The organism is Marinagarivorans cellulosilyticus (genome assembly GCF_021655555.1).
In the GTDB taxonomy this organism is placed as follows: domain Bacteria; phylum Pseudomonadota; class Gammaproteobacteria; order Pseudomonadales; family Cellvibrionaceae; genus Marinagarivorans; species Marinagarivorans cellulosilyticus.
The window spans coordinates 3,008,457-3,032,553 of the sequence record NZ_AP023086.1; the positions used below are offsets into that span (position 1 = coordinate 3,008,457).

Below are 24,097 nucleotides of genomic sequence, written 5' to 3' on the forward strand. Positions count from 1 at the left end.
TGCTAGGGCAATACTAAAGCGTTAATTAAAAGTATTGAATTATTTGCCAATATAGCGGTATTCCCAGTAACACATTAAAGGGAAGGTTACCCCTAGTGATGCAAAAATGGCCAGACCAATATCGGCATCTTTAATGGCGCTGCAGATCGCCGCTGGTGCCGCAATGTACGATGCGCTGGCGGTAAGGGCGGCTAAGACCAAGGTTTTTTGGATTATAGAAGGCGCAAATCTTTATCGAGATATTTATGGGTGATAGAAAGGTGGTGTGGGGAGAGCTGGCTAGAAACCAGCTCTTACCCGATTTATAGCTGTGCATTATGTAAATTTACAATATTGTTTTGATATGGAGAATCTACGGTAATACGCATTATATTTTCTGCTTCTATTAGCTTATTGAGCCTGGACAAGGTCTTTTTCGGGCCGTACGTTAAGATTTTAATCCATCCATCGGAAATACCCTCCACCTTGGCAATATCGAAACTATCTTCCTCGTCTGAATGGTAAATACATAAACTATTGTATTTTGCAGCGGCCTCTTTAAACAAATCTTCAAAGTTTTCCGATTCTAGTAACAGCTTGGGTTTGTCACTACCGCTCTCTATCAGTGATGCTATAGATTTGTGCTCTCTATTCCCCCACATTAACTCGTATATCTGCTCTATATGAAAAAATGTATATCCCTCGAACGCTCCCTCATCACTATACAGAGAGAATATTCCGACTTCATCATTAGCAAATTCGAAAACACCCGTTTGGTCCTCATCTGCACAACTGCGACGAATGGAAACCAATTCTCTTTGAAGCTGAAGTTTCTTTATTTCTTGGATGAGCATGATTTCTCCGTTTTTGCTCTAACGCCCAAATTTAAGGGCGACTGAAGCGCAGCGTAAGGCGCTCCGCAAGATTTGTTTGTTAGGCACGTGCACCAACCTCCAAATTTACCCAACAAAGCATTGAGTCAGAATTGGCCTGCCCTTGAGGTAATAGTTTTTCTTTCATCTCGAAACAGCCGCCAGCTATGCCAACCAAATGTGGAACACCGGAAGCTTTCCAGAATAGTGTTGTGCCACATATTTCACAGAAATACCTTTCTTGCTTTCCGTATTGCTGCGATTCTTCTATTACATATGCCGATACATTACCGGCTATATGCTTGAAGTTTTCTTTTAGAACATAGATCGACCAGCCAAATGCGCTTCCGGTTCTCTTTTTGCAATTATCACAATGACACACTGCAGATATTTCTGGCTTTCCTTTGATCTCTACAATTGTAAATCCACAACAGCATTTTGCTTGATCATTCACGCGATCTTCCTTTATTGCCTAACGCCGCGCTCTGCGGTAAATTTGGAGCGCAGCGGAAAATTTATCCGACAGCAGCGCTTTGGTACGCCCAGCATGGGCGTGAACTAATGAGGTGACAGCTCTCGCATATCCGTATGCTTCACTGCATTCGTGCGTCTTGCGCATCAAAGTTCTCCGTAGGAAGATCACCGTTTAATGCTGTTTATTAAACGCTAACTACTAGCGAATGGCAAGGCTGCCAAGGATGGCGGTTATTAGGCAATGCAGGAACAATTTTCCGACTGCAGTGCCGTGAGGGCCTGCGGGGAGGGCGCATTATTGCTTAACAGGGTGGGTCCATCTAAGCAGTTTTAGGCAAGGTATTTATATCGCGCTCGGCAACTGCTTCTGCGTCGCCCTAATCAGGTATATCCATATATCGATTTGCGGGCCCGCATGCTGGGTGGTGTGGGGCGAGCTGGCTAGAAACCAGCTCTTACCCGGTTTATGAATTTTTACGGTACTGATTTGTTCCATACCAAGTATGCCCACACTGTACGCAGCGCTCAGAACCTGGCGCTACTGCTAGTGCGCCACAACTTGCACAATAGTTAAAATAGATTTCATCGCCGTACTTGGCGCAAGCCACGCTAACATGAAATTCACGGTTGCGATCTATTTCTTGAAACTTTTCTGTAAGCTCCTCTCTAGAAAACTGTAACTGAAGCGATTTGATCTCAGCTGCATCCGGCCATGATTCATTAATAGAGAATAGAGCTGCCCTCATATACTGCGAATAGCTATTTTCACGATTTATAAGATAGCGATAATTTTTCCATATATAATTGGCCTTATCGTGATCCATGACTTACTCATAACGCCTCAAGAAGGGGCGCCTTTATATGTGTTTTTTGTAATTTGAGCTTTCAGCTCTGATACTGTTCGCGGCGGATTAGTTCTGTGTATCATTGCATGACAATTTGGACATACAGGAACCAAGTCTCTAAGCGGATCTAACTCGTACTCATTCTTAATTTCGGATAGTGGGACAACATGATGCACATGTATAAACTCTTTACCAATTGAACCGTATACACTTTCAAAATTGAATGAACATACACTACATTTGTAGCCGTAGTGCATTATGCATACACCTCTGGCTTTTTTATTTCTTTCGTAAAGATTTACGGATATCTTTTTAGTTGAACCCTCAAAATATTGCTGAGGATCGCTTACCTCCTCTGGAATGTCCACACCAAGGTTATGGTCGTATGCATACCAGCTGACACCCAGTTTCATGAGTTTTTTATTGGTTAGTTCAGGCGTAAAGCCACCAATTTTTGCTGGGCCTATGCCCGATCTGTCTTTATTTTGGTCTGAATGCTCCATTGGGAAAGTCATTAAGTCATAACCTTCTTCCTCTATTAAGCGGATATGCTCCCTAGATTGATGGTAAGCAGATTGACTTCGACCCCGACGAAATTGCCAATCTTCACTGAATATAAGCGTTGTCTTTCCTTCTGTACGTATATCCCAAGCACCAAAAATGATTATTTTCTTTTCATTGTTTATAAAAGACCAGCTCCATGTCCAATTCCTACATGTCGCTCCGTTTGCCTCTATAAATTGTTTTCTATTCACTATTTATCCTGAATCCGAAGCTCTCATAACGCCCCACATAAGGGGTCGCAACGTAGTTGTTTTTTTTGTTGTAGCGTAGAGTGAAACAACAAAAAAATAACGCAGTGAAGGTCCAATCTCGAAGCGGCGAGCCTTGATATGATTGGTACGCCCAGCATGGGCGTGAACTAATGAGGTGACAGCTCTCGCATATCCCTGTGCTTTACTGCATTCGCGCGTCCTGCGTGCATTGCCCTAATCAGGTATATCCATATATCGATTTGCGGACCTGCATGCTGGGTGGTGTGGGGAGAGCTGGCTAGAAACCAGCTCTTACCCGATTTATATGCGTCCATTAAGCATACTCATAATTTTTTGTTTATTTTTGAAAAATTCTGTTTTGTTTAGCCCTTCTAATGTTTTCTCTTTGGAGTGCTTGTGCCAATCTCTGTCAGTTTTGTACTTAAGTTTAAGCAAGTCCTTATTGAAAAAAACATGAGCTGAATTTTCGATCCTTAGGGATATATCTATAAAGTCTTTTCTAATAAGCACACCAGCAGCTTGCAAACCCTCATCTGTAGCATCACGAGAGCATTCATTTAAGTTAATAAAATAATCTAGGAAAAAACTGATTTCACGTTTTATTTCTGAAGATAACCATCTATCATGGTTATTTTGAACGCTCATAAATTGATCCAAAAAATCATTCATATTTTCCTTGGAGTTCATGATTAACGGGCATCGTTTAAGCTCATTTTTATCATCTTCACCACCAAGTAAAACCATCGACCGTATCAAGCCTACCAAATTTATCAATGACTCGTGCGCATCTAGCTTCCTGTCCAAAACTTTCTCAGTAATACGTAGCTTTGCTTCCTTTGTTTTCGACAAATAGCTAAGAAAACCAGTAACTAGCGAGCCTAAAATAGCTCCAAATATAGCGAAAATTGCGCTAGCATTACTTGTCAAAAATTCTTCCATCCAGATTTCTCCGTAGACATATAACATTTTATTCAGCGTCATGGTCACATATAGTAATATGCCTGCATATAGACCGATATGGGCATAACTATACCTAAATGGCTAAATATAGCCATTCTCTAGCCCTAAGTGGGTATCCACATTTAGGTATTTATCAACACCGCCTTCAATAATGCGGTTTAACCCCTAGAATAATGGCAGTGTTCCGGCTTGTTAATTACAGTTTTCCCAGTTTGCTTCAGCTTGTATGATGTGACGCCTTAAATCACCTTCACAAAAATTCGGCTTTTGCCTAGTCAAATACTTTAAGCCAGCTCCCATCTCAACCTTCAGGGCCGTCACCGACAGGAAGTCGGTGCAGAGCTATAGGGATATATTCATGTGTGCCCAGAAGGTTGGGGTGGGGGCGGCCCACAAAGCTCGATCCCCTAAAACCTTACGCCTAGGCTAAAGTCAGCCACAACACTCCTCTGCCCATCCAACCGAGTCGTTTGATAAACAGCTCCCGCCGAATACCGCTTAAAGAAACCCCCATTCATACCCACGCCGAGCGTTTAACGTAGCCCTTTAGCGTACCGCTATGGCATACTCGCGCGCAAGCCTAGAGCCGCCTTTGTCTTTAGCGGCAGTAGTGTGCTTGTGTTACCGAAAGAGGGGGGGATGCGCAACGCCTGCCAATGCATAGCGAATCTTAGCTATTCGCGAGCAGCAGCTATGTTTACGGCACAGTTTTCGTTTTGTAAGTTTTTAATTTCCTGATCAAAGTCGATTGTTTTACTTAAGGAGTTAAAGCGCGCTTGGTAGTCGCGCTTATATTGCTTTCGAAACTTGCCCCAAATAAAGCGCTTTACTTCTATGTCGTCTTCCAAAATTAGGCCTGGTACTGGGCTAGATTTACGGGTTGCTTCATCAACGGCAACCATTGTGAAATAAGATGTATTGGTATGCTTGGCAACGCCCAGCTTGAAATCTTCGGATAATACCTTGATGCCTACCTCCATTGATGAGCGTCCAACATAATTCACAGAACCAAAAAGTGTGACCAGCTCGCCGACTTCAACGGGGCTTAAAAAATCGACAGAGTCAACGGATGCCGTAACACAATAGCTGCGCGAGTGGGTGGCGGCGCAGGTGTATGCGATTTTATCCATTAGCGACAAAATGATACCGCCATGCACTTTGCCGCCAAAGTTGGCGTAAGAGGGAATCATCAGCTCTTTTAAAACAACTTGTGACGATTTTACACTGCGAAAGTTAGGCTTATCGCAGCCTTGTAGATCGTTCATTTTTAACCCCTTATGCAAAGTTATGCTGCAAATGTTGCTGTCTTTATGAGTTTAGTCTATCTGGCATGGCTGTGATGGCATCGATTTTTAGTGCCTATTTTGGTGTCTTAGTCAATTTAGGGGGCGGTGGCACTAACTTGTTCGCCCTTGGTGCATTACGGCGGCGTTCTAACCGCTTAAGTGCAGCGTAAAATTTATGGTTTATGTGCCCTTATCCCTTAGGGGCGACCCTTACTTTGTCTAGGTGGCTGATTCATAAGCATAAAAAACGACCCAAAATCGTAATAATTAACAGTTACACTTAATGGCACTCAAATTGCCTATGTGGCATTAGTGATGTGGGCAGCTTTAAATGGAGTAGCTGCTCGCTAGTGTGGTAGCTTTCGTCACTGTTTGGGGCGGGGGGACCACGGGCCGGCTATTGGATTTAATAATGCGGCTATTCAAAGCCATTTTATGCATTGCACGGCTACACCATTTAATAAAGGTAACAACTGCGTATGGACGGAATACTGACTAGCATGGGACTGTTCGGCGACAAGAAAGCCAACGCTGCCCCGGCTACAACAATAAAAGGCAAACCGCCTTCCAATGCCTCTGAAGAAACTTTTCAGGGTGATCAATCGAGTGCAGTAATTAATAGGACACCAGAGATGAAATCACGAACAACCTCTTCTGCAGCGCCTTCGAATGTCGATGGCGAGCCTCCACATGATGTCTCTCTTTCTGACGAACTTAGCCCCAGTGCCGTTATTGGCTCTAAGATTAATTTTAAAGGTGAACTCAGTGGTGATGAGGATTTATTAATTCAAGGGAAAGTTGAAGGAACAGTCACCCTGAAAGGGCATAAATTGACAGTTGGCAAGTTGGGCTATGTGAAGGCAAATCTGCAGGCTAAAAATATCATTATAGATGGTACGGTCGAGGGCGATATTCTGGCCGATGAGCACATAGCCATTAATGCGTCGAGTATTGTTAAGGGGAATATTATAGCCGAGCGAGTTACCCTGGAAGATGGCGCTAAATTCCGCGGCTCGATCGATATGGATACCGATGCTGGCCCGAAGGAGCCCTTAAAGCCTCTAGCGGCCAAAATTGACAGCAAAGATGGTGAATAAAAGGCTATAGCAATACTTTTAAGAGTCCAGTATAAAAATACAAAAGCGTGGCTCCACAGGTTTAACATCCTACAGAGATATGTGCCGTGCAAATTTATCGTGAACAAGGTTTACCGCGTACTGTTAATCAAGGGTTTTATCACCCGGGGTTGGCAAGTGTTAGCGCCGCTATTCAAGCGATTCCCAGAGCGAGAGTGCTTGACTTGGGCGCGCCATCTGCGGCGAGTTTTCAGTATTTTAAAGATCAAAATTGCCATATTCGTTTTGAAAACTTAAACGAGTTTTTAACTAAGGCCATCGCCGATAAATTAACCTGGAACAGTGCAGATTTTATGCATGCCCTCGATAGGTATTTATTGTTGTTAAATGGCGATGACCAATTTGATGTGATTTTGGCATGGGACATTTTTTGTTATCTGGACCCTGCGAGTATTGATTATTTAAGCCGGCGCTTGGCTCGCCATGCAAGCGCTGGGGCAAAGTTACATATGGTGCGCTATTGGGGCAATGTTTATCCTTGCGCACCTTGTGATTACTATATGGTCGATGATTGTTATGTTGTGAATACCTTTGAGAGCAGTGAAAAACGCCACCTGCAAAAATTGCCTGCAATCAAAACTTTGCAAACGTTAATGGCCGATTTTAGTTTGTCTGAGTTTCATGTTAACGAAGCGAATATGCATTCGGCCATTATGGATGCTGTTTTTGTGTGCCTGCGAGATTCATCAAAGTCAAAACCGTGTGATAGTAGTGCGCCAACTAAAGCGAATGTTGCGGTCTCTTCGATTGATTATGCCGGCTATAAAAAGAGCGCTGTTGCCAGAAATAAAAGCCATGCTAGGGCGCGTAGTCTACAGCCTGCAACTGTAGGGAAAGATGAGCTTTATGGCTACCATAAAAGCCCAGCGTTAGAAGGGTTGCTGTCTTTACGCTTGCATAAAAATGCAAGAGTGCTGGATTTGGGAAGCTACAATAAAGCGAACGAAAGCACTTACCGGCATTATACGCCGCACATCCATTTTGCTAATTTGCCCGCTCTTATGGCGGCAAGGTCTGCTAGGTATAGCACTTTGTTGGAGGCTGCCCCAGTGTTGGAAGGCTTATTGTTAAGCCAGCATTGGAAGTTTGATGTGATTTTGGGGTGGGATGTATTGGCCCGTTACAGTAGCGAAACTATTACCGATATTATGGCGTTTATTAAACCCCATATTCATGCCAATACGCACATGCATTTATTGCAATATGTTGGTGACGATAGGCGGCATATATTGAGCCGTTGCAATTTGTTAACAGAAGATGATGTGGAATTAATAAAAGGGGTTGATGGAGAATTACATCCTCGGCATTCTATTTTTGAGCTAATTTGCGCAATGGGCTATGGCAGTATTGAGCAAAGCTATTTGTTTGCAAAAGGCATGCACGAAAATTATCACGAATATGTCGTTGCATTAAATGGCGACTAAACTCTAAGCTGACGTGCTTGCTTGACAGACAACTGTTTTTTAGCGCTGCTTTTTAGGGGCTTAGTGCACCCTGCGTAAGGTCGATTCTTATGCAGGGCGCGTGCTACAGGGTACATTCTAAACGATAAGTTCTAGGCAATAGCGGTTTGTAAAATTGTGCGGCTTTCTTCCAAAGTAATACTTTGGTGTTCGCCAATCGCCAGTAAACCGTGGGCTTCCATTTTAGCAAGTACGGCTTCAACGGCTGCTTGCTTGTTGTTGCCATAATCTGTCAGTCGCGTGGCAATATCCAGTTTGTGGTAAAAGGCTTCGATGGCGTCAATTGTGCGCTCGGCCAAGTCTTTGCCTGCGTCTAGACCAAATACGGCTTCCCCCATTTGCTCCAGCTTGCCTTGTTTGAGGTGTAGCTGGTTGCGCAGCAGTGAGGGTTGAATAATGGCCAGCGAGCGTGCGTGGTCTACGCCGTAAAGCGCGGTAAGCTCGTGGCCAATCATGTGGGTGGCCCAATCTTGTGTTACGCCTGCGCCGATTAATCCATTTAAGGCTTGGTTGGCCGACCACATTAGGTTAGCGCGCCATTGATCATCTTGTTGTTCAAAGGTATTCGCTAAGCGCAATAAGGTTTTGAGTAGAGCTTCTGCGTACCCATCTTGGACCCAAGCGCCTTCTTGAACGGTAAGGTATTGCTCGCATGTGTGCACCCATGCATCGGCAATGCCGTTAGCGAGCTGCCTAGCTGGCAGGGTTTTCATGGCATCTGGATCTAGTACGGCAAATTGTGGTTGTACCGTTGGCGATAAAAAAGCCAGTTTATCTTGGGTTGCTGCTTTGCTGACAACTGAGGCTGTATTTGATTCTGAGCCTGTTGCCGGTAGGGTTAAAATACAACCAATGGGCAGTGCTTTATCGACGGTATGTTTGCCTTCTAAAATATCCCAGCCGGTGCCGTTGTAGCATGCGGCGGCGGCCACGTATTTGGCGCCATCAATCACAGATCCGCCGCCTACAGCTAAAATAAATGTAATGCTCTGTGCCTTAGCTAGGGCGACAGCCTTATCGAGATGCTCAACGGTGGGGTTGGGTGTAATGCCTGAAAACTCCAACACGCTGTTTTCGCTCAGCGCTTGGGTTACCTGTTGGTAAATGCCGTTATCTTTAATCGAGCCGCCGCCGTAAAGCAAAAGTACTTTTGCGCTCGCAGGTATTTTGTGTTGGATGGCGGTTATTTGCCCCTGACCAAAAATGATGTTGGTTGGGTTGCTGTAGTTGAATGTCATCATATTGCTTACCTTCTTATATCCGCGTGCTGTTATTTGAATAACTAGGGCATGATTGTAATTCTTACTTTGGGTGCTGTCATTGTTATAACTGTACGGCCGTTAAAAAGGCTGAAAAACGCGTTATATCTTTTACCTTTTCTATTTATGTATGTTTTTTATTACCCCCGAGCTAAGGCTGCAGTGGTGTTGTAGCCCTTGTGCTGCAAGGGCTACAGGTTTTGGCGGTATAATTTTATGGCATTGTTTGTGGTCTGTGAAAATGTTGGCACGCATTCTGTAATAGTTAGTGTGTAGGGCAGATGTTCAGGGTTTTAGCGATGAATATCTGATTCGACTCATAATGGTCAGGAGAATGATTATGTTAGGTTGGGCAATTGTTTTTTTTCTTATTGCAATAGCCGCGGGTGTTCTAGGCTTTGGCGGTATTGCCGGTGCAGCTTCAGGTATTGCGCAAATTTTTTTTGTTGTATTTCTAGTATTGTTGGTTGTTATGGCCATTGCTAGGGCCGTTGGTGGGCGTTCACCTTAAATGTTGTATCAAAAAAGGCTTATTGTTAATTATTACAATAAGCCTTTTTAAATTCGATTGATAATATAAAAGTAAAAATTGATTTGAGGTTATCGTTTTAAAATGAATATGCCGCTTTCAACACCAGTAGTTGATATAGAAGCTTCTGGTTTTGGTTTGTCTAGTTACCCAATAGAAATAGGGTTGGTTTTGGCGAATGGGCTACTTATTGTGCATTAGTTAAGCCGCATGCTAGTTGGGGGCATTGGGATAGGGGCGCTGAAAAAGTTCATGGCATTAGCTTGAACGAGCTAAAAGACAACGGTAAAGCCATTGCTGATATTTGCCAAGATTTAAACACGTTGTGTGATGGCCAAATACTGTATACCGACTGTTGGGCACACGATTACCATTGGTTAAGCAAGCTTTATACGGCTGCTGGCGTGCATTGCAGTTTTCGTTTAAGCCCTATTGAGCACTTACTTTCTGAGCTGCAAATGCAAAGATGGTCGCAAAGGAAGAAAAATTACGCCAGAGAGGCCAATATTAAAACGCACCGTGCTTTAAATGATGCACTAATTATTTCTGAAGCGTTGGATCGTGAATTGCTGCTCAATGATGCTCAAGTTGATCGCATGTTGGGTGAGTTAGATGTTGCTGCGGCACCCGAGATGCCGCTTCCAAAGTCGTCACAACATATTTTTGATTCACGAAATTATAAAAAGTCGGCATAAGCTGTATTGCATTTGTGCGCCATAATTTTTTGGGAGGAACTGTGAAATATTATTTACTGATACTATCTTGCCTGATGTTGTGGTCTTGCGATGGCGCGGATTATGCCGAGCAAGGTAAGCTGAAGCCTAACGGCGAGGCTATAAGTAATATAGATTTAGCAAAAGCGGCTTGGCTCGATAGTAATATCTCTCGTTATAGGATGCATGTTTTTCGTGATACCGTAGAAGCTTCAGGTGCTTATGATAATACGGTAGGGAATGTTTATTCTGAAAACTCATTGGTGTTAGTGAATAATCAGAAAATTGTTGAAAGCTACCAACTATCGGGTGCGTCTTTTTTTGAGTACGAGCCGCAAATGCCAAACGCTAGCACAGCGATGACAGTTGAAGAGCTTTTTATGATGGTTGAGGATGCATTTATTAGCGAGCGAATAGTAGGGCAGGTTAATTTTCACGAGCTGGGTTATCCGCAAGATTTTCAGTACTTCGATAGCGAAGGGGGGCTAGTAAGCATTCATGTCGAGGATTTTTATTACCCGCAAGCCGTTGTTGCTAAGCTGGGACGCAAAAAAAGAGAGTGGATCGAAAAGGGAAGTGCCAACTACTCTATGGTGTTGGCTTTACATTGTCGTGATTTTTGCGAAGCTACGAGCCAATTTTATTCGGAGGTGGTTGATAGTGAATGTGTTTCAAAAGGTTATTACGAAACGCCTCCTGTAAATATCTCGCTCGATTACTTCCCTGTTAGTATGGTCGATTTGTACGATAAGGCTATTGCAGCGGCAGATACCTTAGATTCTAAATTTACCGTGAGTTATCACCCTGATGGCCACCTTAATGCTTATTACCTTGATAGCCCATTTGGCTTTTCTGTTGGTGACTTGGGTTTTGAGGTGAAATCCTTAAGCCTTCTTCAATAGTAGGAGGGCCGTAAGGGCACTTCTTCTGTGCTCACCCCTACGTTTTAATACCGCTTCTTTATTCCCTTTGATTGATCTAATTAGCTGCAGTCTTACATAAAACCGTAGAAATACTAGCCCGCATGTGTAGCTTGGTTATTGCTGGATTGCTAGGTGTTTTATACGCAATTATAATCGCGAAGATATGCCGCAGGTGCGTTTGCGTGAATGCTGCGTTAACGCTTTTTATGTTAAGGGGAATTATGAATATTTCTGTTGATATTACAATAATGAAGCCCAAGACCACGGTGTGGTCTGTTATTACTGATATTGAAAATTGCGCGGGTGTTATTTCTAATATAGAAAACATAAAAGTGTTGGAAAAGCCTAGCTCTGGTTTGGAGGGGCTAAAGTGGCAAGAAACACGGGTTATGTATGGTAAGTCGGCCACGGAAGTTATGTGGATAACGCAGGCAAAAGAGTTGGAGTTCTATTCCACGCGGGCGCAAAGTCACGGTTGCGTCTATACCACAACGCTAGCGCTAACAGATACGGGCAAGGGGACTTGTCTTTCGATGTCGTTTAGTGGTGAAGCGCAAACATGGCTGTCCAAAGTAATGTCTTTTTGCTTGTCGGGGGTGATAAGCAAGTCTATGAAAAAAGCGTTGCTGCAAGATCTTAGGGATGTTAAGCACTATACCGAAATGCTGTAGCGCTTTTGTTCTCGTTCTTCTCGCTTTGTGGTTTTAGTTTTTATTGCCTTTGAAGACTAGCAGCGAGACTTTTCAAGCGCGTTTGCCTAGCGATTATTGAAGATGCTTTGTTGGCATGTTTAACGCGAGGGGTGATGGTTGGGTGCTTTCGGTGTAATATCCGTCTGCTAATCAATACGCAGCCTTTCAATCTGAAGCACAGCAAAGCGTTAAAAGCCTGTATGGCTTGTTCTCTTGGTGGTGTTTTTAGATTTAATTGAATATTAAACAGGTCACCCTCCATGGCAAAACCACTGACGAACTTATCAATTCGGGTCAATATTCCAGAAGAAAAAGAGTACGTAGTTAAAGAAGAGGTGGTGATACTTTGGGGGCGTATTTGGGCGGCGGCTGGCTCGCTTTTGCTGGTTGTGGCCTTACTAGTAGCTTTGTTGTTAAACATGGCGGGTAGAGAAACTACGCCGGCTGCACAAACTGTTGTTGATGTTGTGCCTGCTGCGCCGCTAGAAGCCGCCACAGTGGAGGCGCCAAGTCCTGTAGCAAGCGCTGCCAAGGTGATGCCTCAGGCTGTAGTCGAGCCTTTAACTGAAGCGAAAGCGCCCTTGAGCCAAGTTGATGCTCCTGTGAATGTTGCCGTAGCGCCGGCGCAACCGAATGCGGCTAGCAAGGAGCAGGCGGCAGAAACAGTGGTTGAGCCTGTTGCGGTTGCCCCAGTTGATGCTGCTGTAACAGTGCCTGTCACTAAGACCTTTAAGCCTGCAGATGTGAGCTCAAGCTCTGAGCATTTGCTGCGGGCCGCATTGGCAACCCAAATGAAGGCGCGCGAGCCTGCCAATAATGCCGCAGCTATATTGCATGTGCCCGAGGGTGAGTTGCTAACCGTGTACTTTTTTACGGAACTCAAGGGGCTTCGTAAGCAGACTGTGCATTACGATTGGTTTCGCAACGATAAGCGCGTGGCGCGAGTAAAAATCCGCCCACGGTTTGATACAACAGGTAATTTTTCGAGCAAGTATATTGATGGCAATATGCTAGGGCAGTGGCGCGTGGTGGCAAAAACGGCGGCTGGCGAAATGCTAGCGGCGGCTAACTTTGAAGTGCGTTAATACGCCTGCCGCTAGTTGGGTGTAGGTAGAGTTGGTAAGTTTTATACTGAGAAAGATGCGCCGCAGCCACAGGTGGAGCTGGCGTTGGGGTTTTCTACAGTGAAGCGCGAGCCCTGAAGGCTTTCTTGGTAATCGACCCGCGCACCTACAAGGTAGGGGTAGCTCATTGGGTCTACTACGACGCGCACGCCTTCTTTTTCTATTAAGGTATCTTCTTCGTCCAGCTCTTCATCAAAACTGAAGCCGTATTGAAAGCCCGAGCATCCGCCGCCTGTGACATATACGCGCAATACTAGGTTGGGATTTTCTTCTTCCTCTACCAAGCTGCGAACTTTGGCGATGGCATTTTGGGTGACTTGAATGGGAGTCGGGGTGTAGCTTTGCGCTGAACTCATATTGGCCTCAACATTAGATGGTTGCCGATTATTGTTAAGTTGAGTGTTTTAGTCAAGTATTCTTATGGCAAGGCTTTGCGGGTAAAGCATAGAGCTGGCCATGCTGGCCAGCTCTAAGTGGTGTAGATAGGTTTACTGTGCCGGTTTTGCTTTGGCGGCGGCGATATTCTCGACCTTTTTGGCGTTATCGGCTTTTTCGTCGAAGTGTACCAAGCTACCGTTGACCTGTGAGCCTTTCACCATTTCGATAATGTTGTAATAAACATTGCCTTGAATAATGGCCTTAGATGCAAGCTCGATGTGGGCTGTTGAGCGAACGTCGCCACAGACTTTGCCATTAATAACGGCGGCCGAAACGCGGACTTCGCCTTCAACGCTGCCTTTATCGTGAATCACTAAGCGCGCATCTTTGCCACCTTCGGCAATAACATTACCAACAACTTGACCTTCTATTTGCAGCTCGCCGACAAAGTGAATGTCGCCTACAACTTTAGTGCCGCGCGATATCAGTGTGTGGTTGCTGCCGTGGTCTACTTCTTTTTTTGATCCGAACATAATTCCCCCTAATGTGCTAACCAGTCGTAATTTTGTGTGATAGTTGTGTTCTTTGGGTCGGTCATGTTGAGCTCGACAATGACCTTCTCCGGTGCAAAGTTTTTTGGTAGGGCAAGTTTTCCCGCCAGCGTTTGAAAATACCGAAACTTCACTTTGAGCTTAGTAGCATCGTTTTTTGCCTTGTCGTTATCGGTGTTATCAATGATTGCTATTTCACTATAGTTGTAACTTTTGCTGTTGTTATTTTGTTGGCCTTCAATTGTGATGCTGACATGGCCTTTAACCCAATTGGTGTGTTTGGCGAGCTGCTTTACAACCAGTTTAAAATGGTAGTGGCCAGCCTCATCGGCTTTTGTAAGCTCCCATTCGCCAATTGCTGGGCCTTTACCGCCTTTTTCGGGGCTCATGATGTTGCGATAAAAATTGTTTTCTTCTTGAATTTTTTGCAGGGCTGTTTTCAATTCTAGTACTTCTTGGCGTACAGCTTCGCTGGATTTTCTATCAACTTCTGCGCCTGTTTTGGTATTAATAAGCTGTTGTGCATATTCGCTATTACTGGCTTCTAATGTTGTTACCTTGGCAATATTATCAGCCAACATTTTTTCGAGTAGCGCGAGCTGACCAGCGCCTTGTTGGTACCCATAGTGGTAGGCGCCAGCCGCCGTAGTGCCTAATGCTAAAACGGTAAGCGCCCGGATAGACCACTTCAATATTGGGCGGTGGCGCACGACCACCATTCGATGTTGCCGACTTTCTTTTACACTGGCCATAAACTGTTCGCTTTATGGCAGTAGTGAAGCAAAATGTAAGCCGCAGCTCTCATCAAGCCCAAACATGATATTCATATTTTGAATGGCTTGGCCAGAAGAGCCTTTGGTGAGGTTATCCTCTACCACAGTGATCACGGCAGTATCCCGGCCTTGGGGCTGATGCACGGCAATGCGGCAAAGGTTGGTGCCTTTTACTGTGCGGGTTTCTGCCGTGCTGCCTGCTGGTAGAACATCAACAAAGGGCTCATTTTCATAAGCTTGCTCAAAAACTTGCTGCAAATTAGTGCTTTTGTCCTTCAATGTAGCAAAGAGTGTGGCATGGATACCGCGGCTCATGGGAATCAGGTGCGGTACAAATGTGAGTGTCATCGCATCTTTGCTACCACTAAAGTCGGTTAGCAATTGCTCAATTTCGGGAAGGTGGCGATGGCCATCCACTCCGTAAGCTTTAAAGCTTTCGCACAGCTCGGTGTGCAACATGGCCACTTTTGCGCCACGGCCGGCGCCGCTAGCACCGCTGGCGGCACTGGCAATAAGGTGTTGCGTATCGACCAGTTTTTGTTCAATTAATGGTTTAAAACCTAGCAAAATAGCGGTGGGGTAGCAGCCGGGGCACGCAATTAAACGGGCGTTTTTAATGGCTTCGCGATTATACTCTGGTAGGCCGTATACGGCTTCGCTAACCCACTTTTTGGCGCCGTGCTCTTGGTTGTACCATTTTTCCCACAGTGCAACATCGCGAATTCGAAAGTCGGCAGATAAGTCAATAATCTTGGCGCCACCTTCTAATAGTTCTCCGGCGGAGGCCTGGGCAACCCCGTGCGGCGTGGCAAAAAAGATGACATCACACGCAAGTAGGGCGTTGTTATCGGGCGCACTGAAATACAGGTTGTCGTAATGACCGCGAAGGTTGGGGAATAGCTCGGGTACTGCGCGACCACTTTCAGCGCGCGAAGTGATTACGCTCACTTGTGCTTTGGGGTGGTTGGTTAACAATCGGAGCAATTCTACGCCGGTGTAGCCTGTACCACCGACAATACCTACTTTAATCACGGTTCACCTCGTGTGTTGATTGAGCGCGAATTTCGCATCATTGTGCGTCGTATTCCGCTAAACTAGCCTACATATAATTGTGCAAGGCTGGGCTTTGTACATTGCAATCTATGCGCTAAGCCTGTTTGTTTGTAGCATTGCGCGTAAACTCTCGCGTTGATACGCGCGCCGCTGCGTATGGTAATGACCTTTCACTTAAAACTAAAGCTATATCACCATGCCCGATACCATTGCTAAATGGCTAAAGCGCGCAAATAGCGCAGTTGTTCATTTTCGTCACTCCCTTTCTTACATCGATGCGCTGCCCCAGTTAACGCTATTGGGCTTGGTAATTGGTTTGTTTACCGGCTTGATTATCGTGTGCTTCCGGTTGTGTATTGAGTGGCCATTAGGGCAGTTTATGCCCAATGGCGCCGAGAGTTTTGAGCAGTTATCGGCCAATACCCGCACGGCAATGATCTTTGGCGGTGCGTTTATTTTGTGGGTGTTTTTACGGACTATGGGGCCAGAGGCTTCACAGGTGGGGGTGGGGCATGTGTTGCACCGGTTGCACAATTTCCAAGGCCGTTTACCAAAGCGTAGTTGGTTTACCCAATTTGTGGGTGGGGTTATTTGTTTGTTAAGTGGTTTTTCCGTTGGGCGCGAAGGCCCTGCGGTGCATTTGGGGGCCGGTTGTGCCAGCCAAGTGGGTAACTGGTTAAAACTGCCCAATAATAGCCGCCATACATTGGTCGGTTGTGGTGTTGCGGCGGCAATATCGGCGTCTTTTGATACGCCCATGGCAGGTGTTATTTTCGCCATGGAAGTCATCGTAATGGAATATACGATTATTGGTTTTGTCCCTGTCATTATGGCATCGGTGATGGGCGCGGCGCTAAGCCAGGCTGTTTTTGCGGGTGCTAGCGAACTGGTGCTTGTGCGCAACGATATGGAAAGTTTAATCGAGCTGCCGTTTATGGTGGGCTGTGGTTTGGTGATTGCGTTAAGCTCGGCGCTTTTTATTTGGTTGAATATTACGGCGATGCGCTTTCGGCATTGGGCGCTATGGCAAAGGCTGACGTTAGCGGCGGTAATTACAGCGGCAGTAGCTTGGTGGCAGCCCGCCATTATGGGGCTAGGTTATGACACCCTAGGGCAAGCGATGGGCGGGGAGCTTGTTTTTACGGCTTTGATGGTGATTTGTTTTGCCAAAATTGTGGTGAGTGCATTAACGGTGGGTTTAGGTTTGCCTGGGGGGGTAATTGGCCCTGCCTTGGTGAGCGGTGCGTGCCTTGGCGGCGCGTTAGGTTTATTGGTGCATGCAATTTACCCCGATATTGTTGTCGAGCCTGCTTTTTATGTGTTGATTGGCATGGCTGGCATGATGGCCGCTGTGGTGAATGCTCCTTTAGCAGCTTTGGTTGCAGTTTTGGAATTAAGTTATAACCCACATATTATCTTCCCGGCGATGCTAGTGATTGTGGTGGCTTGTGTGACCACCCGTTACTTTTTTAATTTTGGTGGCATTTTTAATGAGCAGCTAAAGCACAGTGGCCGGCCATTAAATTTAAAGCCTGCGCAGCAGGCGCTTCGCCGCGCGGGGGTTCGCAGTGTGATGGATACTGCATTGACCATCGTGCATCGAGAAATGGACTATGAGCAGGCTAAGCAAATTTTGGCTAAGCGGCCTAATTGGTTGGTGGTTGATGAAGCGCCAAAATACACCGCTTTAAAAGCCGCCAATTTGGCGGCATGGCTCGAAAGCGCGCCGGTAGAGGTGCTTGCCTTAGAGAAGGAAATTGACCTTTTTGCGATTCCTGCTCAGAGGCTTATACTGGCGGCGATTCACGAGGATGCTACGTTGTGGGAGGCAGAACAGGCCATTACCCAAGGTCACAGCGACGCGGTTTATGTGGCAACGCAGCAGCAGTCGGTGCTCAATGTAATGCAGGGAATTGTGACGGCAGAACACCTCGATAATTATTATCATTCATAGCGCGGAAAACCTGCGCTTTTTAAGTCTTAGGAGTATGTATGTTGTGGGTTAAAGCCTTTCACATTATGTCGGTAGTTACGTGGTTTGCCGTATTATTTTATTTGCCGCGTTTGTTTGTTTACCACGCCGCTTGTGAAGATGCTGCAGGCAAAGAGCGCTTTAAAATTATGGAGCGTAAGCTTTACCGGGGTATAGGCACGCCATCGATTCTTGCTGTGTGGTTATTGGGCGGCTGGCTTGTGAGTTTTCAGTGGGATTATTTAAAAACACAAGGCTGGTTTCACGCTAAGCTAACGCTGGTTTTCTTGCTTACGGGTTATCATCATATGTGCGGTGCTTATATTAAGAAGTTTGCCCGCGACGATTTTCAACCTCCTAGCCATGTCTTCTTTCGTTGGTTTAATGAAGTGCCTGTTTTCTTTTTGGTCGCGATTGTTATTTTGGTTGTGGTCAGGCCTTTCTAGTCGTTTTTAGCCTTTTTAAGCTCGAAGTTGGCGCTCGCAATAACTTCACCGTTAATTTGTATATGCAGCTGGTGCTCGCCGGGATAATACCGGCGAGTGCTAATGGCTTTAAATGAATAACTTTTATCGATACAAATCTCTTCGCCTTTTTGGGCTTCTAGTGTTTTCAATTTAAACACCTTGCTATTGTGCTGTTGATTGTTGCGCAAAAAATCAATGGCGTAGTCAATCACCAGCTTTTGTTGTTGCTTACTTGTGAAACTGAGTGAAAAATTTAATAGGCCGCCGCTTAATACCGAGCTTGGGCATACCAGCTGGCTGCTCTTAATGTGTGCTTTTTTAGCCCCCATAAGCGCTAGTGCTCGAGCATTGCCCTGTTTAATTAAGGTTCTGCTGGCGTGCTGGATAATCCACAAGGTTTCTTTGCTTGCAGTAGTTGTTCGCCATGTCTCTAGCGTGTTTAAAACCGTATTGGGGTGGTCTTTGCTGATGTCGTTAAGGTTATTGGCTACCGATTTTCGGACATATAAACTGGGGTCGTTTTTGAGTGTTTCGAGTATAGGCAAAATGGGCGCTGGTGCTGCGACTAAGGTTTTAAGCTGCATGCCCCAAGGGAGTTTTGGTCGGCAGCCTTCGCTGGCTAAGCGGCGGACATGATCATTTGGGTGTTGCGCCCAAAGGTTCAATTGTTGAAAGGCTTCGTGTGGATACCTTTCTATAAAGGGGCGTATCGCAAATTCAGCGCTAAATAGTGGCGTTAGTTTTTCGAGCGCTTTAAAGGCTAGTGCGGGCTGGTCTATGCCGTAACGTGCAACATAATCGATTATTGGCCAAGCGGCAAAGCCCCTTAGTGGATCTTTAGGGTCGCCTTTGTCCCAATGCGCTGGCAAGCGACACAGTGCTGGCGCTACTTTGCTAAATGCGGGCAAGGACAATCCCATGGCGGCGATAATATGATGCACTCGAGCTTTCAGCTCTAGGTCTTCTAGCCCCTTTAATGCCTCCATAGTAAAACTTTTTTGGTCAAAATCTTTAATAATGGATGCCAAACCCTGGGATATTCGGGCGACGGCTGCGTGCGATAAGCCTTGTTTCATAAAAATTCCATCTGCTGCAAACTATGGTGGCGCCACTGTACCGACTAATGGTTGTGCTCGATAAGGGGGAAGCGTATTGAAATTGTACGTGGTGAGCTATAGAAAGGCTATTCGCCGTCTTCTAAATTTTTGAGGATAAGCAGGAATTGTTTTTTCACTTTAAGGCGCAGGCTGTTATCTGCTGCTATTTCGTTCAGTGTTTGTTGTTCTAGGTTTTTAAAGCTTGCGATCTGACTGGCTTTAAGCCCCTTGGAGCGTGCGATATCCTGTATTTGGCCAAAACCATTACTTACGCTATCTTTCGTACGCTTGTTGATTGTATCGATGGTTTGGTCGACTTCGTGAGCTATTTTTTTAATATTGTTAGAGCTTTCCTGGATGACTTTTCGCTGTTTTTTGTAATTTTGATCTGACTTCATCCTGCCTATGATTTTATCAGTCGTTTTTAATAGATTGAGTATGGCGCTATGTTTTTCATTTGTACTTGATTGGGGGTCGACAGTGACTAGCTTTCCCGAGATGTGCATGTAATGGAAGCGGATGGTCTTGCCTGCATTTTGTGAGTCTACTTCATCAATTTGCATGTTTTTAATCAGCGTTTTTTCTCGGTCTTTTAACAGCCCCGATGGGTCAATTTCTAGGGTTCTGGTGCCCCCTTTAATAAACAACCCTGAGGACCAACCGAGGTCGCCCAGCGTTTGGTAAATAGATAAAGAAATATCCTCAATAGAGCTAGCATCTAGGCACTCTGAAATAAAATTCATAATGGAGGTGTTAAGGTCATGGATGTCTTTTGCTTCAGATATTTCCCCTTTGAGTTGACTGATCGTGTTTTCCAAACTTGCCAAGTGTGTATTGGATAGCGGCTCGGTAACGGGCTCGTCTTTAGGGTTCTCCTTGTGGTATTGATGGTTTGTTTTTAGCGTTTCCAGTTCTTTTTCTAGCGTATCAATACAAAACTCGGCATCTCTAAGGCTGAGTTTGAGTTGTCTAATATCGGTGTTTTTATCCTGCTGGGGCGTGGTACGTCCCTCGGTAATATTGGAGGGGGTCGTTGTTGGCTGTGCTTCTTCAATGGTTGAAATGTTGTCTTCGAGTTCAACGATAATGTTCTTTTGGCCTTTGATAATTTGGCGTAGGCGTTCAATTTCTTCTTCGTTTTCCTGTTGTATTTGCTCCGAAAGCTCATCAAGCTCTGAGTTGGCGTGTTTGATGTCGTTATTCGAGGAGGTGATTATCGCTGTTTTCGTATTGCGATTAGAGTTGTTAATACGCTCTATATTGCGCTCAAATTTATCGACGCTTTCGATAATATCGGTATTGTTTTTGTTGAACGCTTGCAAGGAAAAGTCATAGTCGTCTGGGTTGATATCACTGAGGTTCTTTAAACTTGTATTGGATTGCTCAATATGCCCTTTGAAGTCTTCAATGGTTTTGTTGCTAGATTGGCTGTAGGTATCGTGAATATGGGCTTTTTCGGTAAGTTTCCGATAGGCGGCACTATCGAGTTTGCTCAGTAATTGCTCTAGTTTTTCGCTGTAATGCGCTATTTTAGCTGGGTTGTCGCTGTTGGATACGCATGCGGAGTGGAATTTTTCTAAGCTTTCTAGTACATTTTTTGTGCTTTTACTGGGTGGCGACAGCGCTATTTTTTCGCGTATTTTAGCGATTTTTTCTTCTATGGCTAAGAGTGGTCTTGATTTTTTTTGTTCGACAAGGATGTCGAGTAATTTTTGCACATTACTGTTAACTAAATTCCAGTAGGCTTTGGAATCTATTGTTTGATTAATGGCTTTAGCTTCAATTTTTAAGTAGGCATTGCGCAACGAAATAACGCCTTTGCTCAGGTGCTTTCGCTCGTTATGGCGCCGAGCATCTTCGGTTTTTTGTGCTTGGCTTAGTAAGAACTTCTTGAGATGCTGAGGGAATTCTTTGTCGAATGCGCGCTTGCTAATTTTCTTTTGCAAACCAGAGTTAATGAAATACAGGTTAGTCAAGATGCTGAAAATAAGCAGCAAGAGCAGGCCATATACAAGTTGTTCTGCGTGTTCGCTTAAGAACATGAGTGTTAGCCTGCGGAATTTACAAGTGTAAGCAGCAAAATCACGGTGCCATCATCTTCAATATTTCCACGTTCTATTTGAAAAGGCATGTAGCTTTTATTTTTATGCTTTAGCCGAACATTTATATTAAATTCCTGGTCTTTAGCGCTGAGTAAACAGCTCCGTAAGGTGGTGTCGTCGTCGGGGTGAATGCGGTCGGTAAGGTCCATATGTCGATAGATGTTATGCTCTAGATCGGACACTAAGCCTATTGCGCTTAAAGATTCGTTATCCCATTCGGTGTCATTCGCCGCCGGTGACCATTTTACTGTTCCGGCGGCAACCGGAGCATTATCTTCCTCTTTGGTCGTGCTTTCGCCCTGCACGGGTTGCTGGCCTTCTTGAGCTTTTATTTTTAGATGGTTGGCAATGTTATCTAAATACGCACTAAAAGCTGAGAAGCTGCTGGGTTTGCTGGCTTGTTTGCTGGAGCCGTAAACGCTTAATACCGACCATAAACGGTTATTTTGAAAAATCGGCATGTGAATACTGGTATCGAATGCGTCGCTTTGAATGTCGACCGCGGCGGCAGGGTAGGCGGATGATTCAGAAAGGGTGCCCATATCGCTTTTGGCAAAGCGTTTAACATCGGTTTGTAAGAACAGTTTGGTTACCTTGATATATTCCCGCCCATTTTTACTGATTGCGGTGCGTCCATAGCACGCGCGCTGCATATATTTTTCAAATAACGGTGATAGTGTCATTAAGGTGTCGAGGTTGCTTTCGACAATGGTTTTGGGCCATTCTTCAAGGTTATTAATAACGCTTTTCATGTAGTTTGCATTGTGCAACTCGGCAATTTCGGTACTTGTAGCTAGGAAGGCATCTTCGGCCTGCATAAAATCGCTACTGGCGGTGATCAGTTTTGGGTCGACAAGATGGTGTCTTTCTAAACTCTCCTCATTGCGCAGGCTTTCGAGAATATTAATGGTTTTATAGGCCATTAAATGTAAATTTTGGTCGACCATTGTCATGTTGGGTTCGGTGATGGGGATCAGCGAAATTGCATCGAAGCCGACAATGTCGAGTGAGTCGGTGTCGCTTAATAAGTGCCTAAGCTGCTGGCTAAAGCCAATGCTTGTGAGGCTGGCGCCACAAATAATGCCTTTAGCGGTACAGCCGTTTTTCACGTAGTCGCTAGCGGCTTGGTAGCCACCAGAGAAAAGCGTGTCGTTGACGACAAAAATATTTTTTTCGTCGAGCTCAAATTGGTTGATTTCGCATTGATCGCAAAATGCTTCGTAACGTTTGCGAATGTCGTATTGAGACAGATCACCAACAAAGGCAAGTTCCCGGTGGCCTTTTTGAATCAGGTGATTAAAAGCTAATTCTGTGCCGTGATCGTTATCGCTGGTTATCATTGGGATTGCCAGTGGGAAGTAGTCATAGGCAATGGAGGCGACGGGCGTACCTTGGCTAAGTAAATGCTGTGCAAGGTCGTTGTGTATGGCATTGCGCAAGATCACGGCGTAATCAATGTGCGCGCTGTGCATTGTGGATTTAAAGCTATTGAAACCTCCGGTCTTGATAACCGTAAAGTTGTAGCCTTTTAAAAAAGCATATTGTTGTAGTTGGCTAACCAGTTCTCCAAAGTAAAAACCTTGAAGGTAGGGTGTATACACGCCAATCGTTTTGCGCTTTGCCACAGTGTATTAACCGTATCAGTTTATTATCCTTTAACTGTAGTACAGCTGAGTGTCGTTAAATCTGTGCTTTTATAGCTTATGGCTGTTCTTATACTTTTTGATATGCCTAATGGTTATTGCGTTATGGATAACAGGGTAGGAGAGGGTTCGTATTGCCCTTAAAGGCAATACGAACTGTGCTAGCTAAATGAGGCTGGCAATAGGTTGGCCCATACGTACGGGGCTATTTTCACCGAGGTGCTCATGCCATTGAAGGGTGTTCTTGGGGGTGAGTACTACGGCCGTTGACCCCAGTAAAAAGCGCCCCATTTCATCGCCTTTTTCGAGTGTTAATGTTTTCGATTCTTGGTAATTAAAGTGGCGAACTTGTTTTTTCTGGGGGGCAACAATGCCGGCCCAAGGGGTGTAAATACTGGCCACAATCATTGCGCCCACCAAAACGACAGCCATTGGCCCGCGCTCGGTTTCAAAGTGGCAGACAACGCGTTCGTTGCGTGCAAATAAACGGGGGACGTGTTGCGCTGTTACCGTATTCACGGAAAATAAATCACCGGGGATATGCGTCATATGGGTAAGTTTGCCGGCCAGTGGCATATGCACGCGGTGGTAGTCGCGAGGCGATAGGTAAATGGTGGCGAAGTTGCCGTCTTGGTAGAGCTCGGCGTCTTCGCTTTTGCCACCAACAAGCTCGAGCAATGTAAAGCTTTGCCCTTTGGCTTGGAATATACGCCCGTCTTCGATGGTTCCTAGTTGGCTAATGGCTCCGTCTGCGGGGCTGACAAGAGATTGGCCTGTATCGATGGGGCGGGCGTCGGGCTTGAGGGCGCGGGTAAAAAAGTCGTTGAAGCAGGCATAGGCTTCGGGGTTTTGCTCGATGGCATCGCGCATGTCGATGTCGTATTTGTTGGCAAACCAGTTAATGAAGGTATTTTTGATAAAAGGGTTGGTGCTGCTCGCCAATAGGCCTGCGCCGCGAGAAATAAGATGCTGCGGGGCAAGGCGTTGTAGGGCAATAAATAGTTGATCGCTCATACGAATGCTGAACTCT

26 protein-coding genes are annotated in these 24,097 nt (G+C 45.3%); 10 read left to right on the forward strand and 16 right to left on the reverse strand.

The genetic code is table 11. From position 1 onward, the window contains the following. Window positions 1-39 precede the first annotated feature (39 nt). Complete coding sequence (locus MARGE09_RS12045; RefSeq protein WP_236987362.1) at window positions 40-165, reverse strand: sodium-dependent bicarbonate transport family permease; 126 nt, start codon at window positions 163-165, stop codon at window positions 40-42. On the opposite strand from MARGE09_RS12045, the gene MARGE09_RS12050 reads away from it, so the two are divergent. Further along, a complete protein-coding gene (locus MARGE09_RS12050; protein WP_236987455.1) occupies window positions 107-253 on the forward strand; it encodes a hypothetical protein in 147 nt (48 codons plus the stop codon). The two genes, MARGE09_RS12045 and MARGE09_RS12050, sit on opposite strands and share 59 nt — an antisense overlap. A gap of 49 nt (window positions 254-302) precedes the next feature. Here the strand turns inward: MARGE09_RS12050 and MARGE09_RS12055 are convergent, their stop codons facing one another. The 6 genes from MARGE09_RS12055 to MARGE09_RS12080 all read right to left on the reverse strand — a co-directional run bounded on the left by MARGE09_RS12055 (window position 303) and on the right by MARGE09_RS12080 (window position 5,171). After that, window positions 303-833, reverse strand: a complete 531-nt coding sequence (locus MARGE09_RS12055) for a hypothetical protein (protein ID WP_236982232.1) — start codon at window positions 831-833, stop codon at window positions 303-305. A gap of 79 nt (window positions 834-912) precedes the next feature. Next, a complete protein-coding gene (locus tag MARGE09_RS12060; protein WP_236982234.1) occupies window positions 913-1,305 on the reverse strand; it encodes a GFA family protein in 393 nt (130 codons plus the stop codon). A gap of 484 nt (window positions 1,306-1,789) precedes the next feature. Beyond that, window positions 1,790-2,149 (reverse strand): hypothetical protein, encoded by a 360-nt coding sequence (locus MARGE09_RS12065; protein WP_236982236.1) that lies wholly within the window; start codon window positions 2,147-2,149, stop codon window positions 1,790-1,792. A 17-nt stretch (window positions 2,150-2,166) separates the two neighbouring features. Next, on the reverse strand, window positions 2,167-2,925 hold the full coding sequence (locus MARGE09_RS12070) for an HNH endonuclease (protein WP_236982238.1): 759 nt from the start codon (window positions 2,923-2,925) through the stop codon (window positions 2,167-2,169). A 321-nt stretch (window positions 2,926-3,246) separates the two neighbouring features. After that, window positions 3,247-3,885, reverse strand: coding sequence for a hypothetical protein (locus tag MARGE09_RS12075; protein WP_236982240.1), 639 nt, complete (start codon window positions 3,883-3,885; stop codon window positions 3,247-3,249). 695 nt (window positions 3,886-4,580) lie between these two features. Beyond that, window positions 4,581-5,171 carry an acyl-CoA thioesterase gene (locus MARGE09_RS12080; RefSeq protein ID WP_236982242.1) on the reverse strand — a complete coding sequence of 197 codons (591 nt, stop codon included), beginning with the start codon at window positions 5,169-5,171 and terminating at the stop codon, window positions 4,581-4,583. Window positions 5,172-5,671: 500 nt separating this feature from the next. Here MARGE09_RS12080 and MARGE09_RS12085 point away from each other — a divergent pair, with 500 nt between their 5' ends. Beyond that, entirely contained in the window at window positions 5,672-6,289 is a 618-nt protein-coding gene (locus MARGE09_RS12085; RefSeq protein WP_236982244.1) for a bactofilin family protein, read from the forward strand. Window positions 6,290-6,375: 86 nt separating this feature from the next. Continuing rightward, window positions 6,376-7,752 carry a class I SAM-dependent methyltransferase gene (locus MARGE09_RS12090; protein WP_236982246.1) on the forward strand — a complete coding sequence of 459 codons (1,377 nt, stop codon included), beginning with the start codon at window positions 6,376-6,378 and terminating at the stop codon, window positions 7,750-7,752. A gap of 131 nt (window positions 7,753-7,883) precedes the next feature. Here MARGE09_RS12090 and MARGE09_RS12095 read toward each other — a convergent pair whose 3' ends face one another. Beyond that, window positions 7,884-9,032 carry an iron-containing alcohol dehydrogenase gene (locus MARGE09_RS12095; protein ID WP_236982248.1) on the reverse strand — a complete coding sequence of 383 codons (1,149 nt, stop codon included), beginning with the start codon at window positions 9,030-9,032 and terminating at the stop codon, window positions 7,884-7,886. 358 nt (window positions 9,033-9,390) lie between these two features. Between MARGE09_RS12095 and MARGE09_RS12100 the strand changes: the two genes are divergently transcribed. The 5 genes from MARGE09_RS12100 (at window position 9,391) to MARGE09_RS12120 (ending at window position 12,992) form a co-directional block, all read left to right on the forward strand. Beyond that, on the forward strand, window positions 9,391-9,561 hold the full coding sequence (locus MARGE09_RS12100; RefSeq protein ID WP_236982250.1) for a DUF1328 domain-containing protein: 171 nt from the start codon (window positions 9,391-9,393) through the stop codon (window positions 9,559-9,561). 281 nt (window positions 9,562-9,842) lie between these two features. Then, the gene (locus MARGE09_RS12105; RefSeq protein ID WP_236982252.1) at window positions 9,843-10,274 is read left to right on the forward strand and encodes a hypothetical protein; all 432 of its coding nucleotides are present in this window, start codon (window positions 9,843-9,845) and stop codon (window positions 10,272-10,274) included. Window positions 10,275-10,315: 41 nt separating this feature from the next. Further along, window positions 10,316-11,194, forward strand: a complete 879-nt coding sequence (locus MARGE09_RS12110; protein ID WP_236982254.1) for a hypothetical protein — start codon at window positions 10,316-10,318, stop codon at window positions 11,192-11,194. Window positions 11,195-11,436: 242 nt separating this feature from the next. Beyond that, entirely contained in the window at window positions 11,437-11,886 is a 450-nt protein-coding gene (locus MARGE09_RS12115; protein WP_236982256.1) for an SRPBCC family protein, read from the forward strand. Window positions 11,887-12,167: 281 nt separating this feature from the next. Next, the gene (locus MARGE09_RS12120) at window positions 12,168-12,992 is read left to right on the forward strand and encodes a DUF2914 domain-containing protein (RefSeq protein WP_236982258.1); all 825 of its coding nucleotides are present in this window, start codon (window positions 12,168-12,170) and stop codon (window positions 12,990-12,992) included. 41 nt (window positions 12,993-13,033) lie between these two features. On the opposite strand, the gene erpA is transcribed toward MARGE09_RS12120, so the two are convergent. From erpA to argC, 4 genes are all read right to left on the reverse strand, one after another. After that, window positions 13,034-13,387: an iron-sulfur cluster insertion protein ErpA gene (gene erpA / locus MARGE09_RS12125; protein WP_236982260.1), complete on the reverse strand. Its 354-nt coding sequence runs from the start codon at window positions 13,385-13,387 to the stop codon at window positions 13,034-13,036. Between the two features lie 132 nt (window positions 13,388-13,519). Further along, window positions 13,520-13,942, reverse strand: coding sequence for a bactofilin family protein (locus tag MARGE09_RS12130; RefSeq protein ID WP_236982262.1), 423 nt, complete (start codon window positions 13,940-13,942; stop codon window positions 13,520-13,522). A gap of 8 nt (window positions 13,943-13,950) precedes the next feature. Then, window positions 13,951-14,712 carry a DUF6776 family protein gene (locus MARGE09_RS12135; RefSeq protein ID WP_236982264.1) on the reverse strand — a complete coding sequence of 254 codons (762 nt, stop codon included), beginning with the start codon at window positions 14,710-14,712 and terminating at the stop codon, window positions 13,951-13,953. Between the two features lie 12 nt (window positions 14,713-14,724). Continuing rightward, window positions 14,725-15,765 carry an N-acetyl-gamma-glutamyl-phosphate reductase gene (gene argC / locus MARGE09_RS12140; RefSeq protein ID WP_236982266.1) on the reverse strand — a complete coding sequence of 347 codons (1,041 nt, stop codon included), beginning with the start codon at window positions 15,763-15,765 and terminating at the stop codon, window positions 14,725-14,727. 217 nt (window positions 15,766-15,982) lie between these two features. Between argC and MARGE09_RS12145 the strand changes: the two genes are divergently transcribed. Both MARGE09_RS12145 and MARGE09_RS12150 read left to right on the forward strand, forming a co-directional pair. Then, entirely contained in the window at window positions 15,983-17,740 is a 1,758-nt protein-coding gene (locus MARGE09_RS12145; protein WP_236982268.1) for a chloride channel protein, read from the forward strand. Window positions 17,741-17,778: 38 nt separating this feature from the next. Continuing rightward, complete coding sequence (locus tag MARGE09_RS12150; RefSeq protein ID WP_236982270.1) at window positions 17,779-18,204, forward strand: CopD family protein; 426 nt, start codon at window positions 17,779-17,781, stop codon at window positions 18,202-18,204. Here the strand turns inward: MARGE09_RS12150 and MARGE09_RS12155 are convergent. The 4 genes from MARGE09_RS12155 to asd form a co-directional block, all read right to left on the reverse strand. Continuing rightward, window positions 18,201-19,301 carry a DNA alkylation repair protein gene (locus tag MARGE09_RS12155; RefSeq protein WP_236982272.1) on the reverse strand — a complete coding sequence of 367 codons (1,101 nt, stop codon included), beginning with the start codon at window positions 19,299-19,301 and terminating at the stop codon, window positions 18,201-18,203. The genes MARGE09_RS12150 and MARGE09_RS12155 overlap by 4 nt on opposite strands. A 107-nt stretch (window positions 19,302-19,408) precedes the next feature. Then, window positions 19,409-21,364 carry a hypothetical protein gene (locus MARGE09_RS12160; RefSeq protein ID WP_236982275.1) on the reverse strand — a complete coding sequence of 652 codons (1,956 nt, stop codon included), beginning with the start codon at window positions 21,362-21,364 and terminating at the stop codon, window positions 19,409-19,411. A gap of 5 nt (window positions 21,365-21,369) precedes the next feature. Further along, complete coding sequence (locus tag MARGE09_RS12165) at window positions 21,370-23,049, reverse strand: substrate-binding domain-containing protein (protein ID WP_236982277.1); 1,680 nt, start codon at window positions 23,047-23,049, stop codon at window positions 21,370-21,372. A gap of 183 nt (window positions 23,050-23,232) precedes the next feature. Beyond that, window positions 23,233-24,081 carry an archaetidylserine decarboxylase gene (gene asd, locus MARGE09_RS12170; RefSeq protein WP_236982279.1) on the reverse strand — a complete coding sequence of 283 codons (849 nt, stop codon included), beginning with the start codon at window positions 24,079-24,081 and terminating at the stop codon, window positions 23,233-23,235. Window positions 24,082-24,097 lie beyond the last annotated feature (16 nt).